General features: G+C 36.0%; 19 protein-coding genes. 3 read left to right on the top strand and 16 right to left on the bottom strand.

From position 1 onward, the window contains the following. Nucleotides 1-151 precede the first annotated feature (151 nt). The 3 genes from ACFHWD_RS19135 to ACFHWD_RS19145 all read right to left on the bottom strand — a co-directional run bounded on the left by ACFHWD_RS19135 (nt 152) and on the right by ACFHWD_RS19145 (nt 1,124). On the bottom strand, nt 152-307 hold the full coding sequence (locus ACFHWD_RS19135; RefSeq protein ID WP_229981112.1) for a hypothetical protein: 156 nt from the start codon (nt 305-307) through the stop codon (nt 152-154). A gap of 308 nt (nt 308-615) precedes the next feature. Continuing rightward, nucleotides 616-897, bottom strand: a complete 282-nt coding sequence (locus ACFHWD_RS19140) for a hypothetical protein (protein WP_229981113.1) — start codon at nt 895-897, stop codon at nt 616-618. Nucleotides 898-983: 86 nt separating this feature from the next. Beyond that, nucleotides 984-1,124: a hypothetical protein gene (locus ACFHWD_RS19145; RefSeq protein WP_229981114.1), complete on the bottom strand. Its 141-nt coding sequence runs from the start codon at nt 1,122-1,124 to the stop codon at nt 984-986. Between the two features lie 354 nt (nt 1,125-1,478). On the opposite strand from ACFHWD_RS19145, the gene ACFHWD_RS19150 reads away from it, so the two are divergent. Together ACFHWD_RS19150 and ACFHWD_RS19155 are read left to right on the top strand one after the other, a co-directional pair. Further along, a complete protein-coding gene (locus tag ACFHWD_RS19150; protein ID WP_229981115.1) occupies nt 1,479-1,829 on the top strand; it encodes a DUF134 domain-containing protein in 351 nt (116 codons plus the stop codon). 33 nt (nt 1,830-1,862) lie between these two features. Further along, nucleotides 1,863-2,246, top strand: a complete 384-nt coding sequence (locus ACFHWD_RS19155; RefSeq protein WP_378062866.1) for a NifB/NifX family molybdenum-iron cluster-binding protein — start codon at nt 1,863-1,865, stop codon at nt 2,244-2,246. 75 nt (nt 2,247-2,321) lie between these two features. Here the strand turns inward: ACFHWD_RS19155 and ACFHWD_RS19160 are convergent, their stop codons facing one another. The 3 genes from ACFHWD_RS19160 to ACFHWD_RS19170 all read right to left on the bottom strand — a co-directional run bounded on the left by ACFHWD_RS19160 (nt 2,322) and on the right by ACFHWD_RS19170 (nt 5,466). Next, nucleotides 2,322-3,179 carry an Rpn family recombination-promoting nuclease/putative transposase gene (locus tag ACFHWD_RS19160; protein ID WP_378062867.1) on the bottom strand — a complete coding sequence of 286 codons (858 nt, stop codon included), beginning with the start codon at nt 3,177-3,179 and terminating at the stop codon, nt 2,322-2,324. A gap of 11 nt (nt 3,180-3,190) precedes the next feature. Next, entirely contained in the window at nt 3,191-4,651 is a 1,461-nt protein-coding gene (locus ACFHWD_RS19165) for a cell wall-binding repeat-containing protein (RefSeq protein WP_378062868.1), read from the bottom strand. Between the two features lie 278 nt (nt 4,652-4,929). After that, entirely contained in the window at nt 4,930-5,466 is a 537-nt protein-coding gene (locus ACFHWD_RS19170) for a transposase (protein WP_150358108.1), read from the bottom strand. A gap of 126 nt (nt 5,467-5,592) precedes the next feature. Between ACFHWD_RS19170 and ACFHWD_RS19175 the strand changes: the two genes are divergently transcribed. Continuing rightward, a complete protein-coding gene (locus ACFHWD_RS19175) occupies nt 5,593-6,558 on the top strand; it encodes a hypothetical protein (protein ID WP_378062869.1) in 966 nt (321 codons plus the stop codon). A 119-nt stretch (nt 6,559-6,677) separates the two neighbouring features. Here the strand turns inward: ACFHWD_RS19175 and ACFHWD_RS19180 are convergent, their stop codons facing one another. The 10 genes from ACFHWD_RS19180 to ACFHWD_RS19225 form a co-directional block, all read right to left on the bottom strand. Beyond that, nucleotides 6,678-6,995: a type II toxin-antitoxin system RelE/ParE family toxin gene (locus ACFHWD_RS19180; RefSeq protein WP_150358109.1), complete on the bottom strand. Its 318-nt coding sequence runs from the start codon at nt 6,993-6,995 to the stop codon at nt 6,678-6,680. Continuing rightward, entirely contained in the window at nt 6,973-7,263 is a 291-nt protein-coding gene (locus ACFHWD_RS19185; protein WP_150358110.1) for a type II toxin-antitoxin system Phd/YefM family antitoxin, read from the bottom strand. Before ACFHWD_RS19185 ends, ACFHWD_RS19180 begins: the two co-directional genes overlap by 23 nt. 227 nt (nt 7,264-7,490) lie before the next feature. Next, complete coding sequence (locus tag ACFHWD_RS19190; protein WP_378062877.1) at nt 7,491-10,085, bottom strand: cell wall-binding repeat-containing protein; 2,595 nt, start codon at nt 10,083-10,085, stop codon at nt 7,491-7,493. A gap of 51 nt (nt 10,086-10,136) precedes the next feature. After that, a complete protein-coding gene (locus ACFHWD_RS19195; RefSeq protein WP_378062870.1) occupies nt 10,137-10,979 on the bottom strand; it encodes an Rpn family recombination-promoting nuclease/putative transposase in 843 nt (280 codons plus the stop codon). A 65-nt stretch (nt 10,980-11,044) separates the two neighbouring features. Further along, complete coding sequence (locus tag ACFHWD_RS19200) at nt 11,045-11,392, bottom strand: Rpn family recombination-promoting nuclease/putative transposase (protein ID WP_378062871.1); 348 nt, start codon at nt 11,390-11,392, stop codon at nt 11,045-11,047. Nucleotides 11,393-11,678: 286 nt separating this feature from the next. After that, nucleotides 11,679-13,052 carry an amino acid permease gene (locus ACFHWD_RS19205; protein WP_378062872.1) on the bottom strand — a complete coding sequence of 458 codons (1,374 nt, stop codon included), beginning with the start codon at nt 13,050-13,052 and terminating at the stop codon, nt 11,679-11,681. A 29-nt stretch (nt 13,053-13,081) separates the two neighbouring features. Continuing rightward, nucleotides 13,082-14,197: an alanine dehydrogenase gene (locus ACFHWD_RS19210; RefSeq protein ID WP_378062873.1), complete on the bottom strand. Its 1,116-nt coding sequence runs from the start codon at nt 14,195-14,197 to the stop codon at nt 13,082-13,084. A gap of 266 nt (nt 14,198-14,463) precedes the next feature. Then, a complete protein-coding gene (locus tag ACFHWD_RS19215) occupies nt 14,464-15,822 on the bottom strand; it encodes a sigma-54 interaction domain-containing protein (protein WP_378062874.1) in 1,359 nt (452 codons plus the stop codon). 1,174 nt (nt 15,823-16,996) lie between these two features. Next, nucleotides 16,997-20,314: a cell wall-binding repeat-containing protein gene (locus ACFHWD_RS19220; RefSeq protein ID WP_378062875.1), complete on the bottom strand. Its 3,318-nt coding sequence runs from the start codon at nt 20,312-20,314 to the stop codon at nt 16,997-16,999. 193 nt (nt 20,315-20,507) lie between these two features. Continuing rightward, nucleotides 20,508-21,329 carry an SLAP domain-containing protein gene (locus ACFHWD_RS19225; protein ID WP_378062876.1) on the bottom strand — a complete coding sequence of 274 codons (822 nt, stop codon included), beginning with the start codon at nt 21,327-21,329 and terminating at the stop codon, nt 20,508-20,510. Nucleotides 21,330-21,503: the final 174 nt, after the last annotated feature.

Consider the following 21,503-nt stretch of genomic DNA (forward strand, 5'->3'; position numbering starts at 1 on the left):
CCACTTATAGAAGATAGGAGAATTACGCCCTTTTTGTTAAATTCATGTACATTTTTTCTCAATTTAGAATTTTCTTTTTCCAGGTTGTCTATTTTCATCTGGCAATAATGCTCAATCTCATTAATTTTTTTATCATACCCGCTTAATTTTTCTAAAATATCCTGTCAACCCTTTCATCTTCACCAGTTATTTTTTTATTGTATTCATTTTTCAGTGTAAAAATTTTTTGTTCAGTTATTTTATTTTCCTCAATCTTGTTACAAGCAGTACTCAAATTTCCTATCAAATATTTTACTTCATCTTCCATTTTGTACCTCCATAACTCAAAGTGTACCCACTACTATTATGTCCACTTAAAGTTCGCAATTTAAGTTGTTTTGTATATACCTGTTTTATTCATATTTTCATTTTTTCTAAAATATTCTACAAAAAACCTCAAGTTCCTTTTTAAACTTTACAATTTGTTAATTTTTGTGGAAGACAAATTCCAGCTCTAATAAAAAACTGACCTCCCATAAGTTAGATTTTTAGGTCTAACTTATGGGGGTCAGTTCAATTTTCATCTCCGGCAGTCCTGTTTATATATTATCCTGTTCTGTTTTACCAAGAATCAGATCATTTTACGATTTTTTTTACATACTCTACATCAATATCATTTATATCCGCTATATATTCTACTGAAAGTCCCTTTTTATGCTGTTTCAATATTAACTTTTTTATGCATTCTTCCATCCCCTTTTCTATACCTTTTTCCATACCCTTCTCTATGCCCTCTTCCATCCCCTTTTCCATGCCTTCTTTTAGTCCTTCCTGTTTAAGTTTTTTATCAAGTTCAAGTTTTTTCATCATATCCAGCAAAAATTCCATGTTGCCTTCATTTATTTTTGGCATTCCCATACTTTTATACACCTCCAGTATTTCATTAGGATTCATTTTCAACAGTACATCCATTATGACCGCATACAGTGGATCTTTTATATTATCTATATATCTATTCTAAGTGGTTCATCCGTCAGCTGATATTCTGTTATAAATTCCAAATATTTTCTATATTCCTTTAATTCCAGCTGTACTGCTGCCGCAAAGGCCGGATGCCACTTTACTTTCTCATCCGCCAAATTCATCAACCATCCTACTCTATTGATTTTATTATATCATATATTATTCTCATAAAAAGTCAAATGATTCTTATATTCAGATGCAATTTGCCTATTTTGAATTTCAAATTTTGATATCTAAATATGCTTCGGGTTATGTAACAAAAGCATACACATGTATGTTTTTGTTACAGGTGTATGCCTGGATTTTTTCTTCAACAGCCTTTCAAATATCATTACCCTGTCTTGCCCGTTTATTTTGTTCACAATTTATTCACGACCGATGGGGACAGTTATTATTGACATATGCCAATAATGATTTATAATTAAATTATAAATGACATATGTCATTTACTATACAAAAAGAAAGGTGATGAGCTTATGCCGAGGCCAACCAAATGCAGACAGATATGCTGCCTTCCCGAAAAACAAAATTTTGGTCCCCTTAGTTCTTCAAAAGATATCATTGAAACAATTCATATGACGGTAGATGAGTTTGAGACCATAAGACTTATTGACCTCGAAAGGCTTACGCAAATTCAATGTGCCCGGCAGATGAAAATTGCCAGAACCACTGTCCAGTCAATTTACAGCAGTGCCAGAACAAAATTGGCAGAATGCATAGTAAAAGGAAAAGAACTTCACATTAACGGAGGAAATTACATTCTCTGCAGTGATTCCACTAAAAAGTGCAGGTGCATTCACTGTCCTAAAAAGCTTTGCAATAGATAAAAATTTGATTTAAAATACAGGGGGGAAAATTTCATGATCATTTCAGTACCTTATGAAAATGGACAAATATTTCAGCATTTCGGCAGGACGGAACAATTTAAAATTTATAAAACAGAAAACAATAAAATTACAGACAGTAAAATAGTATCCACAAATGGCAATGGACATGGAGCATTGGTAAACATACTCAAATCCCTAGAAGTTTCAATATTAATCTGCGGTGGTATAGGGGAAGGTGCCCAGAATGCCCTGGCTGAAAAAGGCATCCAATTTTTTGGAGGCGTCAGCGGCAGCGCTGATAATGCTGTAAAGGATTATCTTGAAGGGAATTTAAATTTTGATGCCCACATAAAATGCAATCATCATCAGGATAACAACCACAGCTGCACCAACCATGTCCATAACTGCAGCCATTAAAACAAACACCAAAAAGAACTGCTTCATAATTGAATTATGCGGCAGTTCCAACTAAATCCGAGTTTGAGGCTGCAGCTAGTTTAATTTCCTCTGTCTCAATCTTTCTTCAAACTCTCCAATGGAATTGCTCTTAACTGCATCCTCAAACACAGAATTCAATATATCTTCATCATCTATCTTTTTTATTCTACCCATACAGGAAGTATCAGAAAATTTAATACCCAATAACTTTTCTAATCCTTGAAGCAATCCATCTTTTCTTCCCTCTTTTATGATATTGTCTATAGTTTTACCTAAATTTGATACCATGGAATCCACCTCCCTCTGACTGGATTTTTCCAGCATTTCCTCTATCTTTATTCTGGATTCTCCATCCAACCTGGGTTTCATTATGCTTTTCAACCAGGTTTTCAATATGTCAAACTGTTCAGGAGTTATCTTCTTGAGTACATATGCTGTAAGTCTCAATCTTTCAATCAAATCTTCCCTGCTTATCTCCTTATCCAATAGAAATACAGTAAATACCATGTTTGCCATGGCTTTGAGATTATTTTCATCATATCTGTAAATATCAAACAATATATACTTAAAATCTATTATATTCTCACCAAACAGTTCACTACCATTCAGTACATCCCTAAAATTTCTACAAGCAGTCCACCTGCCTTTACCATTGTAAAGCACCATGGTAATAATTGAGGGCAGTTTAAAATCTTTTCTGCACCTTTCCTTCTTTGAAGTATTCTTCAAAATTTCTCTCCATATCTCAACTATATAAAACAGCAGTCTCATGGTCATTCTGTAGTCCATCCTGGACTGAAATTCCAGAAGGAAGTAAAATATAACATCCCGCCCACCTAAATTTACTTTGTATACAATATCTGATTCTTCCTCACTGAAGTCTTCAAGTATATATGACTTATCAATAAGCATCAAATCTTCACTTAACTTATATCAGAAATCTTCCATCTATTGTTTTCAAATTTCAAGGTTGCAATCATCTTCTCATAATCATTCGAGCCCCCACTACTATAACTATTGTAACTAACTCGTATAGTGGTGTTGTCAACATCTTCCCTGCTTTCAAGCACATTTCTAAGGTCATAAAAGCCTATCCCCACATTCCCCAAAACGCTCATGGTTTTTCCATTAAAAGTATATCCATAAAAATTCTTCAGATAACCTAATTGAGTTTCAGCATAATCATCCGTATCATATCTTGAAATCACATCTTTAATCTTCTCATAACTGCTGTATTGATCGGGAACTGGTACATATTCTGTCCCATCATCTGAAGTTATAATATTTTCCAGCTGTTCTTTATTGTCAACAGAATACATGACATCCTCCAGAGATACCTGCGAATCTGAAAACAACTGGTAAATCTCATCATTTGAAATATCATGTGCCATGGCTGAATCCTTTATATAATTCCCCAGGTTGTCACTTACCACACCAGTTCCACCGAACAGCAACACAGGTTTTGAAGTGTCATCCAGGGTATACCTGAGTTTTGTATTTACAAGAAGAGGGTTGTAATTGTACCTGGCTGTCAGAACAGAACTCGAAAGTGCATCTGCAAAAAAGCTATCGCTGGAAATGGAAATGCCGCTGCCCTTATTTGTATCCATAAAGTTCCATGCCACACTCTGAGGGGTCGTACCATGTATTGTAAGACAGCTGACTCCCATATTTTCAAGTTGTGCAACTGCATCATAGGGAACTACATTATATGAACCCACCACAACTGCATCTTTTACTCCTAATTTCGATATTTCACTCCTGGTTCTATCATTTATATAAGATCGCATATTTTTATCACCAGAACCAGTAAACAAGATGGCTGCCCCTTCTCTTGCCGCGTAGGGCGCTGCTATAAGTGCATACTGGAATTTATCCGAGGGCACTATATATACTTTGCTTATCTTTGATTTTGAATTCAATATGTCCGCTGCCATGCAGGCAGTGTCAAATCTATCTGTCCCTGCTATCCTGGTCACATTGTATCCTTCCGACTTGAAGCTGTTTTCCTGGGATGCCGATATAACTCCGGTTCCTCCCATTATATAAACATTTTTTGCACCCAGCTTTTTGATTTCATTTTTTACAACATCAGGCGTACTCTCAATATCAGTCAAAAGTATGGGGCAGTTGAGGTAATATGCCAGTGATGTACCGGCGGTGGCATCGGCAAAGGCATCATTCCCCTGTGCATCTGCAATCACAACATTTGTAGAATTTTTCCATCCATAGTCGGCTATTTTCACAGATGTATCAAATCTGTCAGATCCTCCAAGCCTTATTGTATTCTGTGCAGCTTCAGCCCCATTCTCATTAAAGAAACCACATAAAAGAACTATTACACAAGTTAAAAATACAGTAAAAAGTGATTTAAAATTTTTCATAAATTCACATCCCCTTTATCAATAAAAACACTATAATATCATTTATTAATCCATCAGTTATTTTATTCCCTCTAGGAGATAATTAAAGCCCCAATAATTAATAAGATACGCTCCATAAAAAGTACCTATAGCAATTATCGAAACATTTTATAAAAGTCAAATGATTTCCTATTTAAAATACTCTTTTACCTTTATTATAATCTATAATCCATGCTTTGCTATATAAATCTATCAACTTTATCAACTATTTTTTCGTTCATTTTTATTTACATTTTCTGTCATGGGGTCAGACCCCATACAACAAATTTTTTATAGTTTTCCCTATCTTCAAAATAAAAAAGTATCTTTTCTGGATTAATTATTTTTTCTTCAGATAATCCTATAATACTTCTATAACTGCTCCACTTGTAATCTTCAGGATTTTTTACCATATTGGCTTTTACAGGATTTAAATGTATATATCTGCTTGCCTCAAGCATATGCACATCATCTTTTATCAGTCTAGATTTATATCTGTCCTGGAACAAATGACCTATGAGATTATATCTTTTATTAAAATAAATTGAGTAAATCATATTTATTCTCTTCATAATCCTGCCTATATGCATTTCTTCTGTCCCAATAAGCATATGAACATGATTTGTCATGAAGCAGTAACAGTATAAGTCATATCCCAACTTCTTCTTCACATATTTCAATATGTTCAAATAGACCTGATAATCTTTCTCATCTTTAAATAAATCATTTTTATGATTTCCTCTGCAAATTATATGATACCGTGCACCTGGAAACCACTCTCTCTTTGCCCTAGCCATATTCCCACCACCTTCTTTTGTCTTAAATTATGCTCATAAGCAGGTGTCTTTAATCAAAACAAAAGAAAAAGAGACAGATGGGAATATATCATATAAGTATGATATAATTATTACCAAGGTGATTACATGAATTTATGGGAAGTATACAATAAAATTGACGAACATTTAAAAGAAACATTATTAACTATTCCTCCTTACCCTTGTGTTTCTGGAAGTAAAATGCAGGAATTATTAGATTGCTTAGAAAATCCAGATCCAGCTCGGGGCGGATTAGAAGGAGAAATATTAAGGATGATAATAAATCCATGGCAAAGGGCTTATCAAATTGAATATAGATTTAAGCCATCAAAAATATTTAACAGTTTTATGAAAGTAATTGAAAGTGCTACATATGATTTAATGGTTGGTAACTATCTATGTTCATATTTAAGTTTAGTACCTGTTGTAGAAGCAGTATTAAGAGAATGGGCTGACGAGAAGCGTAATGAAATTAAATCAGTAAATACACATGGAGACTTTAAAATATCTGTTTTTGAAGAAAACTTAGTTGAATATTTAAAAGAAAAGAATAATGAAAGACAATCCAATACAAAGTTTCAAAAATGGATAAGTAATCAAATTAAATATTTTGATTTTATGATTAGAAAAATATTTTATCTTAACTTTAAAAATTCTGAAAAGGGGATAAAGAGAGAATTTAATAGAAATAGAACACTACATCTTTTGGAAAATGTTGATGAACCAGAAGTTTTAAGGGATAATAACACAAGAATTTTTTTATTATTAGATATTATATCTGAATTGTATCTAGCTTTGAATAATGATCTTTATGTCAAGAATACATTTTATTGTGATCATGAAGATAATATTGATTTTAACCTAAGATGGAAAATTTATCTTAGAAATGCAATGGAATCTATAAATTTTACAGACATGACTATAATAAACTTTGCTTTTCTTCAACAAGATAAAAAAGTACGTTTGTCTAATGATAAAAAACGAAAATTTATAGTGCAGAAAGATACTCAAATAAAGCTTATGCAACAAAGGAATAGACAAGGTGAGGAAATATCGAAAGGGAAACCTAAATGACAAGGGAAACCTTAAGTCTACTTTAGACAAATCACAAATCTGTTTATATTCTTTTCTAGGGTCTTTTTGCGGGGGGCTGACCCCCTGACAAAAAATGTAAGGGGGTCAGTCCCTGCATTTCATTTTACCAACCACCCATAATCCTGCCTACAATCTACAATATAGTCAACGTACACCGTCTGATCCTTAATCTGATATAAAATCAGATACCATTTTTCTACGAACATCTTATGGTATTTATTTGGAGGAATAAATTCAGCATACAGAAATGGAAAACGCTCCGGCATTTGGTAAAGAGATCGAATGGCATCCATTAGGCCATTTTTTATTTTACGGGCAGCTGTTGGACTTTTCTGTGCCAGAAATCGGACATGACACACCAGCATCTGACGGGCACGGTCTGAAACAACTATTTTATATTGAGGTCTCTTTTCCATGTTCCACCTCATCTATAATGCTGTCCAGATAGCTGTCCAACTCATCCGGTGTACTTCCCGTACGACCAGCCACACGATCTTCCTCAACAGATAACAGCTCTTCTCTTAGTTTTAACATTTTTTCACGACGGTTAAACGCTTCTATATCCATAACCACGAGGTCGCCCTCACCATTTTTTGTAAGATAGACAGGCTCACCGGAAGATTTGCATAAAGCCGCAATTTCATTATAGTTCTGTCGGATGCTTGCGGACGGTTTAATCTGCATGGTATCAACTCCTTATAGTAACATTCTAATCATATTATACTCTTTTCATGCTATGGAATCAACCAACAATAAGGACTCACAGAAAAATCATGAACCCATCTTCCTACCATCTTCTTTTGTCTTAAATTATGCTCATAAGCAGGTGTCTTTAATCAAAACGAAAGAAAAGGAAGCACTAAAATAGCGCTCCTTTTCCAAATATTGTTATGGGGTCTGACCCCAAACAATTACTTCACTGTAATGTTATATCCGTCTATATCGTCACTTGAAGGCGAATAAGTGGTGTATGCAGCATTGTCATGCTTTTCACTTCTTATGCTTATGGCAGAAGAAGTGCCACTGGCAGACACTTTGACTGTATCGCCCTTGTCAAAGGAAGAGCTGCTGAATCTATAGATAACCGTTTTGCCATCAACACTTATGGCATTCGGAGTGAGTGTTTTCCCTGTAGTCAAATCCTTAAATACGAAATCATCTCCATATTGATTCTGTATGGCGGTATCCACATCCTGGTTGAAGACCACATTTACAGTATCCGTATTTGAAGCACTGGTTGCTGTAAACTGATCGGATTTCGTCATAGGAGGTATATAGACTTTAGTGGAACCTGTCCTTATATTACGTCCTGCAGAATCCACAGAACTATTGCCCACTATGCTCACACTGGTACTTTCACCAGAATTCTTTATATCTTCTATCTTATCACCATTTTTCACGCCGGCTTTATATATGAGAATAACATCATTTCCAACGGTAGTGCCGCTGTCAGGCTTGTTTCCATCAACCCTGAAGTCACCCATGACAAAAACATCAAGGGCCGCAGAAAGAGAAACCTTCACTCTTATATCATCGCCTATAAAAGTCATCTCGGCAGTACCGGATATAATTCCAGGACCGCTGCTGCTGGAGGTGCTTATGTCACCGATATATGAGCCCAAATCCAGCGAATCTCCATTCTCATCAACCACATCCTTGACTCCAACTTGAATTACATCCCTGGCTGTAGTGCCGTTGCTGTCTATTTTATAGCTTGAAGGAAATTCGATAGTAACGCTCTTGTCGTCAAAAGAAGATGTTACAGATGCCCCTCCCGGAAGATTTCTGACTTCTCCGGTTCCATCCCTGAAAACATAGTTTGACTTGTCGGATATGGAATCATCATCCATGGTACGGTTGAAAAACATTGCTACAGCCTGGGAATTATCCGCCCTCTTTACTATTTCCGTAACTTTAAGTCCTTCATTGTCCATACCAGAAAGCACAGCAGTATAAGTATCCATTACATTTGGCTTTGCCTCTGTGTCTATGATGTTTTTTACAGTCAAAGTGTACTTTGAGCCGTTCAAGGTATTGTCATCAAATTTGAGATCAAAGGTCCTGTTATTGTTCCCATCCACCGTTATAGTATTTACATTGTTGAGCTTGTAACTCACATCATTTCCATCAGAATCCACAAGCTTATAATTTCCAGTATTTGTGGCATAACTTCTCACCACATCCTTGTTAAACTTAACCCTTATAGTCTCTTCATCCAGAATATTCGCAGATGTAACTGAAGGTTTCTGGCTGCTGCTTCCATAGTAAAGGGTCATGCTAGTCTGGCTGATTGTATTCTGGAAGGTATCCTCTACGTTATCCTTGATCAAGATGGTATTAATACCCTGATTCATCATGCTTCCTATATTCTTTATCTTCACTACGCTGTCCCCGGATCCGGAATCAAAAGTAACATAGGAAGAATCCACATCCACAGTATCCCCATTTATCTTATAGTTGGAAGGTTCAAGAGCTGTGTCAGTATCCATTGCCCTGTTGTACTTTATATATATGGTCCCTGCATTATTTGTGGTAACACTTTCAACTTTGGGACTTCCCGATACAGATTCAACTGTAAATCCTTTAGACTGGCTCTGGATAGGAATATTGGCCCCATTGTCAAATTTGCTCCCCGACGTACCATCAGGCATGGTAAAGGTATTGTCACCTATGGGAAGTATGGAGTCAAAATAGAGATCAACCCCGTCTGCCCAATCCCCGGATTGATTTACAAGCTCGGTATGGGAAGTATCAAGCCCGTAGTTTCTCACGCTTCTCTTGTTTATCTTCATGGAAGACAGATCACTTTCCTGCATTCTCACAGGCTCGGAAAATCTGACCTTCAGTTTATTGCCTCCCACCGCATCCACGGAACTTATGGAAGGAGAACCGGTTTCCTGAAATGTAATATCCTTCTCATATTTGCCTATGTTGGAAGAAGAAGTATCATCGAGAATATTACCTTTTACAGTAAATGTGACCTTTTTCCCCTGGGAAAATGTATTCCTGAAGGTGATTACAACAGTCCTGTCATCATCCTGGAGATATGCGGAAGATTGTCCTAATGAGTTTCCATCTATCTCATAATTTGCAGTTCTCTCGGCAGAATTCTTGTCAACAGCAGTATTAAATACAACTTTTACCTGATTTAAGCCAACTGCAGTTACAGATTTCACCGTGTCACTGTCCTCTACAGTTCCACCTGCTGCATTCTTTATATCCGAAATGGTATTGTCCGAAATAACTCCTTTTTCCGATATTACATTTACTTCTGAATCAGAACCAGCTTTCGATTTAATATAATTCAACGCACCTTCGGTCTGCAGATCTCCATCCCCGTTTACAAGTACCAGAGGTGAAGATTTTATTCCCGCAACAGAGGCTGCTACGAGAGCATCAGCATACCTTCCGCCGCTGGCGTTGGCCACATATATGCTGTCGGGTTTCAGGTTTTCGTCAAAAGCCCGGAGCACGTTGAGATTGGTTGCAAATCTGTCAGTCCCCAGCTTGAAAAATAAAGATTTCCGGTTTTATCCGGAAATCAGCCAATACTATCATTAATTTAATTTTCTCCGCCTCAATTTTTCTTCAAACTCTCCAATGGAATTGCTCTTAACTGCATCTTCAAACACAGAACTCAATACATCTTCATCTTCTATCTTTTTTATTCTGCCAATACAGGAAGTATCAGAAAATTTAATACCCAATAACTTTTCCAATCCCTGAAGCAATCCATCTTTTCTACCTTCTTTTCTACCTTCTTTTCTACCTTCTCTTCTGCCCTCTTTCATACCTTCTCTTCTACCCTTTTCCCTGCCTTCTTTTATACCTTGTTTCCTGCCTTCTTCCAGACCCTTCGTTTTACCCTCTCTCACAATATTCTCTATAGTTTTGCCCAAATTGGATACCATGGAATTCACCTCCCTCTGACTGGATTTCTCCAATATTTTCTCTACCTCAACTCTGGATTTTTCATCTAACTTTGGCTTCATTATGCCTTTAAGCCAGGTTTTAAGTATATCAAATTGTTCCGGTGTTATCTTTTTAAGAGCATAGACTGTAAGCCTAAGTCTCCTTATCAAATCTTCCCTGCTTATCTCTTTATCCAATAGAAATACAGTAGATACCATATTTGCCATGGCTTTGAGATTATTTTCATCATACCTGTAAATATCAAACAGTATATACCTAAAGTCTATTATATTCTCGCCAAACAGTTCACCACCACTCAGTACATCCCTAAAATTTCTACAAGCAGTCCACCTGCCTTTACCATTGTAGAGCACCATGGGAATAATTGAGGGCAATTTAAAATCTTTTCTGCGTCTTTCCTTCTTTGAGGTATTCTTCAAAATTTCTCTCCATATCTCAACTATATAAAACAGCAGTCTCATGGGCATCCTGTAGTCCACTCTGGACTGAAATTCCAGAAGGAAGTAAAATATAACATCCCGCCCATCTAAATTTACTTTGTATACAATATCAGATTCTTCCTCACTGAAGTCTTCAAGTANACTATATAAAACAGCAGTCTCATGGGCATCCTGTAGTCCACTCTGGACTGAAATTCCAGAAGGAAGTAAAATATAACATCCCGCCCATCTAAATTTACTTTGTATACAATATCAGATTCTTCCTCACTGAAGTCTTCAAGTACATATGACTTGTCAATAAGTATCAGATCCTCACTCTTGATTAAATCAACCCAATCTTTTTTGACAAATCCCCGCAGCAGTTCCAGAAATGTTTCCTTATGAGAAAATATATATTTGTAACCTACGTCATGTTCATGATGAACTCTATCTTCCGGCATACCATCTCCTCCTAATAATATCTTACTGTATTATTAGTATTTGCCAGAACATCTGTTCCTATACAACTTATTATATATTTCTATTTTTATTTTATCAAAACATCTTATGATAATCTACAGTGTAATAAAAGCAGGATGCTGAATTTACTAAAAATATCTGTGAGTAGAAATAATTCCTGGAGGTGAAAATCACATTTAAACCTGTAAATCTGATAATCTTTTTTGGCAGAAAAAGGAAGGGGGACTGATCCCCTGACAAAAATTGTAAGGGGGTCAGTCCCCCATTTTATATTTCTGCTTTATCCCTATCTGGTACTTCTGTTTCACCATTTTTGATTTTGATATAAATATAAAACGGCATTCCTACTGCTATAAGCATAAATCCCCACATAACTGCTTTAGCACCTGTTGCATAAGTAATATACAGCGTATAAATAAATGCTATCAATGGAATTGCAGAACTTTTTAAAAACTTACCTATGCTTATTTTATCAAACTTATTTTTCAAAAATAGTATTTCTGCACCTTCAGTCATAAGGTATGCAGGCATACTTGATAATGTAGCTATAAGGATCATAAAAGTAAAAGCTGCATTTAACGATTTTACATAATTCAAAGTCAATATAAGATTGGTGAGCACTCCACTTATAATTATTGAGATCACAGGAGTACCATATTTTGAATTTATTTTGGTGAATATATCGGGAAACAATTTAATTTTAGCGGCGCCATAGGCTGTTCTTGAAATTACTATCACATTGCCATTTGCCGCTCCCAAAACAGAAATAACTACACCAATTGCTATAAATTTCCCAGCCCAGGTTCCTCCTACCATGAAATTTATCATATCAGCAAAGGGAGCTGTAGATCTTGCAAGCTGACTTTGAGGCAATATCCCACTTGCCAGGAAATTTATTATAAGATAAACAATAGCCACAAACAGCGTTCCATACAGTACTGCCTTTTTTAAATTACTTCCAGCATTTTTTGTTTCTCCTGCAGGTACCGTAGCCATTTCAAAACCTAAAAACGCCCACATGGTTATAGCTATAGCTGAAGGTAAAGTTCCCGAATTATCAACCTGCGGTGAAGATACCGTATTAAAATTAATAATATTGAAGTGAAATAGAGCCAATATCACAAACACTATTAATGGAACAAGCTTACATATAGTTGTAGCAACCTGAACATATCCGGCTTTTTTAACTCCAAAAATATTTATTATATTTAAAATCCACAGCAGTGATGATGCTACAACAAAAGCTATCACTCTATTTTGATCTATAATTGGAAAAATAACGCTTAAATACCTAACTCCACCGGTTATAAAAGCCGCCTGTGAAATCCAGGCACACGCCCAATAACTCCATGCAATAGAAAATCCACCCCACTGACCAAAAGCAGCATCTGCATATATTACAGGTCCACCTGTCCTTGGGATCAATTCAACCATATGCGAAAAACTCAATACAATACATATTGATCCCGCAGCTGTAATGATCCATGCCAGCATTGCAGTTTTGGGATTTGTAGCTTCTGCCATATTCTGCGGGGCCATAAATATACCGGATCCAATTACACTGCCAACTACCATGGCAACTGCTGCGGGAAACCCAAGATCCTTTTTCAACTTTCCTCCGGTCTGTACATTATTACTCATATACACAATACCTCCCAAATAAAATCACTTTACATACCAAGTACTTCTTCCGGTGATTTAAATTCCCTATTTTGCTTCAACCCTGTCTCTTTCAAGGTAAGGGTACCGTAATAAAAGCACAGTCCCTTTCTCATATACTCATCTTCCAGCATAGCTTTTTTAATTCCCTTATTGGCTATCTTAAGAGCATACGGCAGCGTGGCATTACATAAAAGAGTTGTGGCAGTTTCAGAAAAAGCAGAAGGTATGTTGTCCACACAATAATGCATTATACCTTCATCAAAATAAACCGGATCATCATGAGAAGTGGATCTGCATGTTTCTATGGCACCTCTTTCATCACAAGCAACATCAACTATCATGGCCCCTTTTTTCATAAGCTTCAGCATATCTCTGGATACAAGATGGTCTTTTCTATTTTTAGGCCACAATATACAGTTTATAAGCACATCACAATCTTTAATACACTTCATAATGTTAATTTCATTGGAATATAACAACTCTACATTTTTGGGAAGTACTAACTTTGCATATTCCAACTTTTTCATACTGATATCCAGTAAAGAAACTCGATTTTCAAATGCTGAAGCAAGTTCCGCAGCTCCTAATCCAGCAGAACCAGCACCTATAATAGTTATTTTAGGAGATCTCACACCGGGAACATTGGCTAAAAGCAGTCCCCTTCCCCCTTTTATCTTCTGAGCATATTCACAGGCAGCTATAAACCCTCCTCTACCTGCAATCTTGCTCATAGGACTTAATAGAGGAAAATTTCCATCTTCGTCTTCAATATCTTCATACGACACACCTATGATCTTATTTTTCAGCAAAACATCAGTTTCCTCCCTGTGAGCATTTGAGTGTATATAGGTAAAAACTATAAGCCCTTCCCTCATGTACTTGTATTCTTCAGGTAGAATTTCCTTCACCTTATACAGCATCTCAGCTCTGGAAAACACCTCTTCTCTTGAAACAATTTCAGCACCTTCCTTTTCATAATCACTATCTGAAATATTACTTTCTATCCCCGCATTTTTTTCAATGATGACCTCGTGCCCATGCTTGACAAATTCTCTAACCCCGGTTGGAGTTACGGCTACACGATACTCATTGTTTTTTATTTCTTTTGGTACTCCTATTATCATATATATTCCTCCTTATAATTAATTTCATTTACATGTCTGGAGCAAAATGCATACCAATATAAAAAACACCCTTAAACCCGCAGTCTGCCTGGTCTAAAATAATAAGCCCAACTAAAAAAACTGCCCGATTTCAGGCAGCTCAATAAAGCAATTTATATTCCAAGCTCATTATTTACACGGAATTTCTCAAAAACGTTTTCAGCTGAATTTTAAGCAATTCTGCTGAAATTACAGCATAGTATTATAATGAGCCTTTATTCTATATATCAAATTTTAATATTATATTTCTGGATTTTATACTGCAGCGTCTGTCGTGGTATATTTAACAGTTTTGCAGTCTGCGATATATTTCCCATGCACCTTTCAATTGATCTTTTTATTATTTTTCTCTCGACTAATTCAACTACTCCGTTCAGAGAATGAATATCATTTTTCCTGTCTACGTTAATCATTTTTTCTTCCATTTCATCAATAAGATAAACAGGCAAATCACGAAAATGTATATACCCATCCTTGACAATATTAATTGCAGATTCTATCACATGTTCCAGCTCCCGGACATTGCCATTCCAACTGCACTCTTGAAACGTATCAAATACTTCTTTTTCAATCCCTTTCACGTTATGATGGAACAAATTATTATATTTTCTTATAAAAAAGTTCACAAGAACAGGAATGTCATCTCTTCTTTCTCTGAGAGGCGGGATTTTTATACCAACTACATTCAATCTGTAAAAAAGATCCTCTCTCAAAATATTCTTATGCACTGCATCTACTGGATTTACATTCATAGAAGTTATTATTCTAACGTCAATCTTACTGGATTTAATATCCCCCAATCTCCTTACATGACGATCCTGTAAAACCCTCAAAAGCTTGGATTGAAGATTGAGAGGCATCGAATTTATCTCATCAAGATATAATGTACCACCATCAGCAGTCTCAAACAGTCCCGGCTTATTGTGTGCACCTGTAAAAGCCCCTGAAACCGTCCCAAACAGCAGGGATTCAAAAAGAGATTCCGGTAATGCCGCACAATTCTGCGCAATAAAAGGTTTATTTTTTCTATCACTGTAATTATGAATCGACTGGGCAAACAGCTCTTTCCCGGTACCTGTTTCCCCATAAATCAATACAGGAGATATACTATCTGCAATAATCTTCGTCTTCTCAATTATTCCAATCATATTTTTATTTTGAGTTATAATATCTCCATAAGTAAAATGCGCATAGGATTTCCCGTCTTTATGCCCCACATTAACTTCACCACTGCAACCACCAGCCAGATCATTAATAGAAGTAATATCCTTGGACAACTCAATTGCCCCAACCACCTTGCCGCTTTTTACAATAGGCAGAGTCACATTGTCAGTATTAATCAAATTACCATTACAATCATAAAATTTCTGATCCTCACGGTAAATACGTTTCCCACTTTTTACACATTCGAGCAAGGTACTGTCTTCAGGCTGGAGCCCAGGATACAGTTCAAAAAGGTTCTTATCGGGATCTTTCAAGAAAGTACTATCTCTACTAAATCTGGGATTATACTTAGCATGAAAGACAACCTTACCGCTGTTATTGATAACCGTTATGCCGTCAATTTGTTTCATCGTAAATGCCATCTATACTCACCCCCATCCTTATTTTACACCTTATATTAAATTATAATAAAGCATATTCATGGCAATTATTGAAATTCAGTATTGAGCTCTATATAACCATACAATCAAAATTCTGATATTGTACATACTTAAAATCAAGTAAATAGATCTTCTTATAATATGCTTCTAGGATTTTTATCATTTTTTACAGATTAAGACTTAATAATCAAGTAAGAGCTAAATAATTTATTTAGTATACCTTCACATCAATCATACGTATCATTACTACCATACATACTATTCGTATCATTGCATACCATTCTGTATATGACGATTTAATAGAATTAACATACTTATGTATATTTTTTAAGTAAAGGTACTAACCAGGCTTTTTCAAACTTAAGATTAGTTATAGACACAAAGAAAATAGAGCTTTTGTCAGTACGCCAATAGTTCTTTCTTGTGTTCACAAATTCTCATATCTTCAAATTTCACTTTATCTTCATGAAAACAGTCTTCAATATAAAGTTGTCTGCTTTCTACGTATTTCTTTGTTTTTTTAATTTTTAAAAGCTTCATACTGTTCAGTCTTTCCAATGCTTACACGTTTTACAATGTACTATGGCTTCTGATAGTTCAGTCATACATTTCTGTATGGGGTGTTATTTCTAAATTCATATCAATAACATATCTATCAGATCTCCCCAGGTAAGAACGCTTACTTTCCCTCCACATATCTGCTACATTTACACTACCTGTTTCAGATAGTTTAGGGCTTCGTTTTGTTACGCAAACTTACCTAGCACATTTCAGCCTTGTATGTAGTTTGTATTCCTCAGGCCGAGACTTTGCTCCCAACTTCCTTCAGATTCAGTTTCACAACGGACACCCTTGCCTTTAGCTAATAACTGCTACTATCTAGCCCCATCAAGCTGCCGCCCATGATTGGGCTGGGTGCACGTAAAAAGAACCGCCATTTCTGACGATTCTTTTTGTGCTGTTCATAATTTGTCCGCCACCACGCAGCGGTCTATTCTACCTATGTCGGTAGAAATCTTGAATACTACCTTTTAAATGGTGATATTTTATTAAGTCTTTCATGTGCTAAGGAAAAGAAGCACTAAAATAGCGCTCCTTTTCCAAATATTGTTATGGGGTCAGACCCCATAACAATATTTGGGTGGGGGACAGACCCCTATTTTGCAGTAATTATATATCCGACCAAATCTTCCCTTATAGGCGAATAAGTAGTGTAACCTGAATCATTATGCTTTTCACTTCTTATGTTTATTTTTGCGGCATCATCATTCGCAAAAATCTTGATGGTATCACCTTTGTCAAAAGAAGAAGCAGCAAATTTATAAACCACATATTTCTCATCTATACTTACAGAGCTTGGAGTGATTTTTTTATCAGCGGACTGGTTTACAAACACAAAATCGTCACTGTAGTAGTTCTGTATATCATCATCTATGTCCTGATTGAAAGCTATTTTTATAGTATCCGATCCAGAAGAAGAATCAAGTACACTAAAATTATCAGATTTTGTCATAGGAGGTATATAGACCTTAGTAGAACCTGTTCTTATATTTCGACCCGCAGAATCAAGGGAATTTGTGCTTACTACACTTACATTCGTACTTTCACCACATTCCCTTATGGCATCTATTTTTTCATTATCATCAACTCCAGATTTATATATGAGAATAACATCATTTCCATTGGTATTTCCAGCATCAGGTTTGTACCCATCTACCCTGAAGTCATTTAAATCCATAATATCGAGAGATTCAGAAAGAGAAATTTTTACATTTATATCACTGCCAACAAAAGTCATCCTGGCAGTATCAGGTATCAGTTTAGGACCATTACTGCTTTCCATATCTATATTTCCCACATATGAACCACGCTGGATCCTGTTTCCATCCTTATCTACCACATCCCTTACTCCAACTCTTATTACACTTGAGGCAGTAGAGCCGCTTCCTATGGTATACTTTGAAGAAAACTCAACAGTAACGCTTTTATCATCATATGCTGGAGTTACAATAGCACTGCCTGGAATATCCCTTATTTCACCTGTTCCATCCTCGAAGACATAATTTGACGGATTTGAAATAGAAGCATCATCCATAGTTTTATTGAAAAATATAGCAACAGCATGACTATTATCAAATCTTCTAACTATTTGGGTAACCTTTACCTGTTCATCATCCGTCCCTGAAATAACCGTACTGTAGGGTTCCATCAAATTCGGTTTTGCCTGGGTATCTATTACATTTTCCACATATAAAGTATAACTAGAATCCCTCAATGTGTCTTCATCAAATTTGATATCAAATGTCCTGTTATTGTTACCGTCTACAGTAACAGTATTTACCTCATCAATTTTATAACTTATATCAGTACCACTGGAATCTGTAACTCTATAATTTCCCTTATTTGTCGCATAACTTCTCAAAACATCCTTGCTAAACTTCACACGTATGGTATTTTCATTCAATATATTAGCAGAACTAACTGTAGGCTTTTCAGTATCATTTCCATAATAAAGAGTGGATGTTGTTTTAGAGACCGAATTCCCAAAAGTATCCTCCACATCATCATCTACGGTAACTGAATTAACTCCCTGCTTAAACATGCTTGCAACTTTCTGTATTTTAACCGTCTTATCTCCTGAGCCAGAATCAAAAGTAACATAAGAGGAATCCACATTTACCGTAGTATCATTTATTTTATAGTTACTGGGTTCAAGTGCAGTTTGCTTGTCCATAGCCCTATCAAAATGTACATACAAAACACCAGAATTATTGCTGGTAACACGTTGAACCTGCGGCCTCCCGGATACAGACTGAATAGTGAAACTTTTTGACTGATCCTGGATGGGTATATTCGCCCCATTATCAAATTTACTTCCAGAAGTTCCGGCTGATATGCTGAATGTATTGTCTCCTATAGGCAAAGGTGAATTAAAATAAAAATCCACTCCGTCAGCCCAGTCACCAGATTGATTTTTCATCTCAGTATAAGATTTATCAAGCCCATAATTTAAAATGCTTTTTCTGTTTATCTTCATTGAAGAATAATCGCTTTCTTTCATTCTAATAGGTTCTGAAAATCTAACCTGAAGTTTATTGCCCCCGACAGCCGTTACAGACTGAAGTGACGGATATCCGGATTCCTGGAAAACAACATCTTTTTCATACTTATCTATATTGTCATTAGAATCTTCAGTAGCTACAGAATTTTTAACACCAAATGTAACTTTTTCTCCCTGTTTAAACGGATTTCTAAAAGTTATCACAACGCTTCTACCGTCATCCTGGCGATATGCCGACGCCTGTGTCTTTGCCTCAGAGCCAAGACTTGAACCATCAATCTCATAATTTGCAGCTCTTTCAGCAGAATTTTCATCTACAACGGTATTAAAAGTGACCTTTACCTGATTCAGCCCAACTGTAGCTACAGATTTCACCGTATTACTGTCATTAACAACTCCCTGTGCCGCATTTTTAATATCCGAAATGGTACTATCGGAAATAACGCCATTCTCCGAAATTACATTCAATGCCGTATCTGAAGCAGACTTTGACTTAATATAATCCAGTGCACTCTCTGTTTGAGATTCACCCTCTCCGCTTATTAACACCAATGGAGACGAATCTATACCTGCAATAGAAGCTGCTATAAGTGAATCAGCATATCTGTCTCCAGATGCATTAGCCACATATATTCTCTCCGATTTCAAAACATCAGAAAAAGCTCTAAGTATATTTAAATTCGTTTCAAACCTATCCTTTCCCCCGTTTATTCTTTGAACTGCCCCAAGGGTTTTATAAGTGCTGTCATTTATAAGATTATTCGTGCCTATAACTGTAACCTTGGATTCATTATCCTTTACAAAATCGACTACAGATGCCATACTGTTAATATTATTTCCACCAAGAAGAAGTATTTCATCCTTAGCAGAAGCTACTGGTGCCGCAGAAAGTGCATCTGAAAATCCTTCTCCGCCCGTCATCATCACACTGGAAGGATCCATGCCAAGCTCAACAAGTTTTTTTGCCACAGCCGTATTGGTATCATATCTGTTTTTTCCCGAAAGTTCAATCAAATTATAACCTTTACTTTTCAGTCCGGATCTTATGCCATTAGAAATGACTCCTTCTCCACCTATTATATATATGTTTTTCGCATTTAACCTGCTTATTTCATCACTTGTAACGCTGCTTAATTCCGAACTGCCAGTCAAAAGAATAGGCGCATTGAGCCTTTTTGAAAGGACAGCTGCACTTATTGAATCCGCATATCCATCACTGGACACAAGGATGACATTGTCACTGCTAGTCCAATTGGATCCGGAAACCGCCGCTGCAGTTTCATAAACATCAGCTCCACCCAACTGACTGAATTCATTTTCTGAAGCCTTTACAGTGGCCACAGGGGTAGCCGCAGATATTATAAGAGAAAATACGGCAGTACCGCCTATAGCCTTTATGGTATTTCTATTCATAAAATTTACTACCTCCAGTCTTTTTTAGCATTATATGAATATTGTACCATATAGCTTGAATTTATATAAGAGTCAAATATACATTCATATATCAAGCAAAAAGAAAAAAGCGGTATTTCAGTACTTCTTTTCCAATAATTGCTAAGGGGACTGACCCCCGCCCAATAAATGGGTGGGGTCAGTCCCCTAAAGACTATGACATCCTAATAACATTCGGAGAAAAATCTACATTCCAGTTATCCATCACAACAGTATTGTCTATGTTTAAATTCGTACCAAATATAAAATTGCAGACTCTCGCCTTCATTGGACCCACTTCCAGTCCTTTTGTATCAAAGTTTGAAGATGCCACAACAGTATTTTTTTCATCCCTTATAGTAATAGGCAGCTTATCAAGCTTAACAGACTTTCTGCAGCCATTTCTAATTAAAAGAGTAACTATAATTTTACCCGGCTTCTGAATTGCAATCTTAAATTTGGATATAGCCACACTTTCACGCTGTACTTTTGGAAGACTCTCCATGAATGTTTTGAACATTGGTACATATTTTCCATCTTCTACAGAAGTTTCATCAAGGGTAATGGGTGCATATTTCACAGCTTTCAGCCCACCATCAAAAACTACACGGCAACCTTTAGGAGAAAACTTGTCCATATCAACTTTGGACTTCTCAAACAAGAGTTTCCAAGGTCTTGCGACACCATAATCCAAATCTCCTATACCGGTAAGATCAAATACTTTTTTTCCAATTACCTGACCTTTTGAATTCAAAAGACTTAAAGGCAGGTACTCAAAATTCACTTTCCTGTGGAGACCATTTCTAAAATAAACTTTAGTCTCTATGTTCTCACTATCTTCAAAGGCATAAATCGTAGATATATTTATATCATTTTCCTTTATAGGAGGAAGAGCAGCTATTTCATCATTTAAAATTTCCTTCTGGACATCTGACGCTATAATATCCTGTTTCTCAAGCAGTGACAATTTAGTTTTTACGCTATTTTTATGTTCCAATATTGTATACCTCCACTATTCAATTCACAGTTTACAATGTACAATTCACAATTAATGTTGATTTTCGGTTTTACACGAAAATCTTCATTTTAAATACAGTATACCACACAGCAATACCATATTTGTATATTAACCTGTTGTGCTAAAAGATAAATTTTCATAAATAGGATATAT

The sequence above is a fragment of the Clostridium sp. MT-14 genome (assembly GCF_042436595.1).
GTDB classification, from domain to species: domain Bacteria; phylum Bacillota; class Clostridia; order Clostridiales; family Clostridiaceae; genus Clostridium_B; species Clostridium_B aromativorans.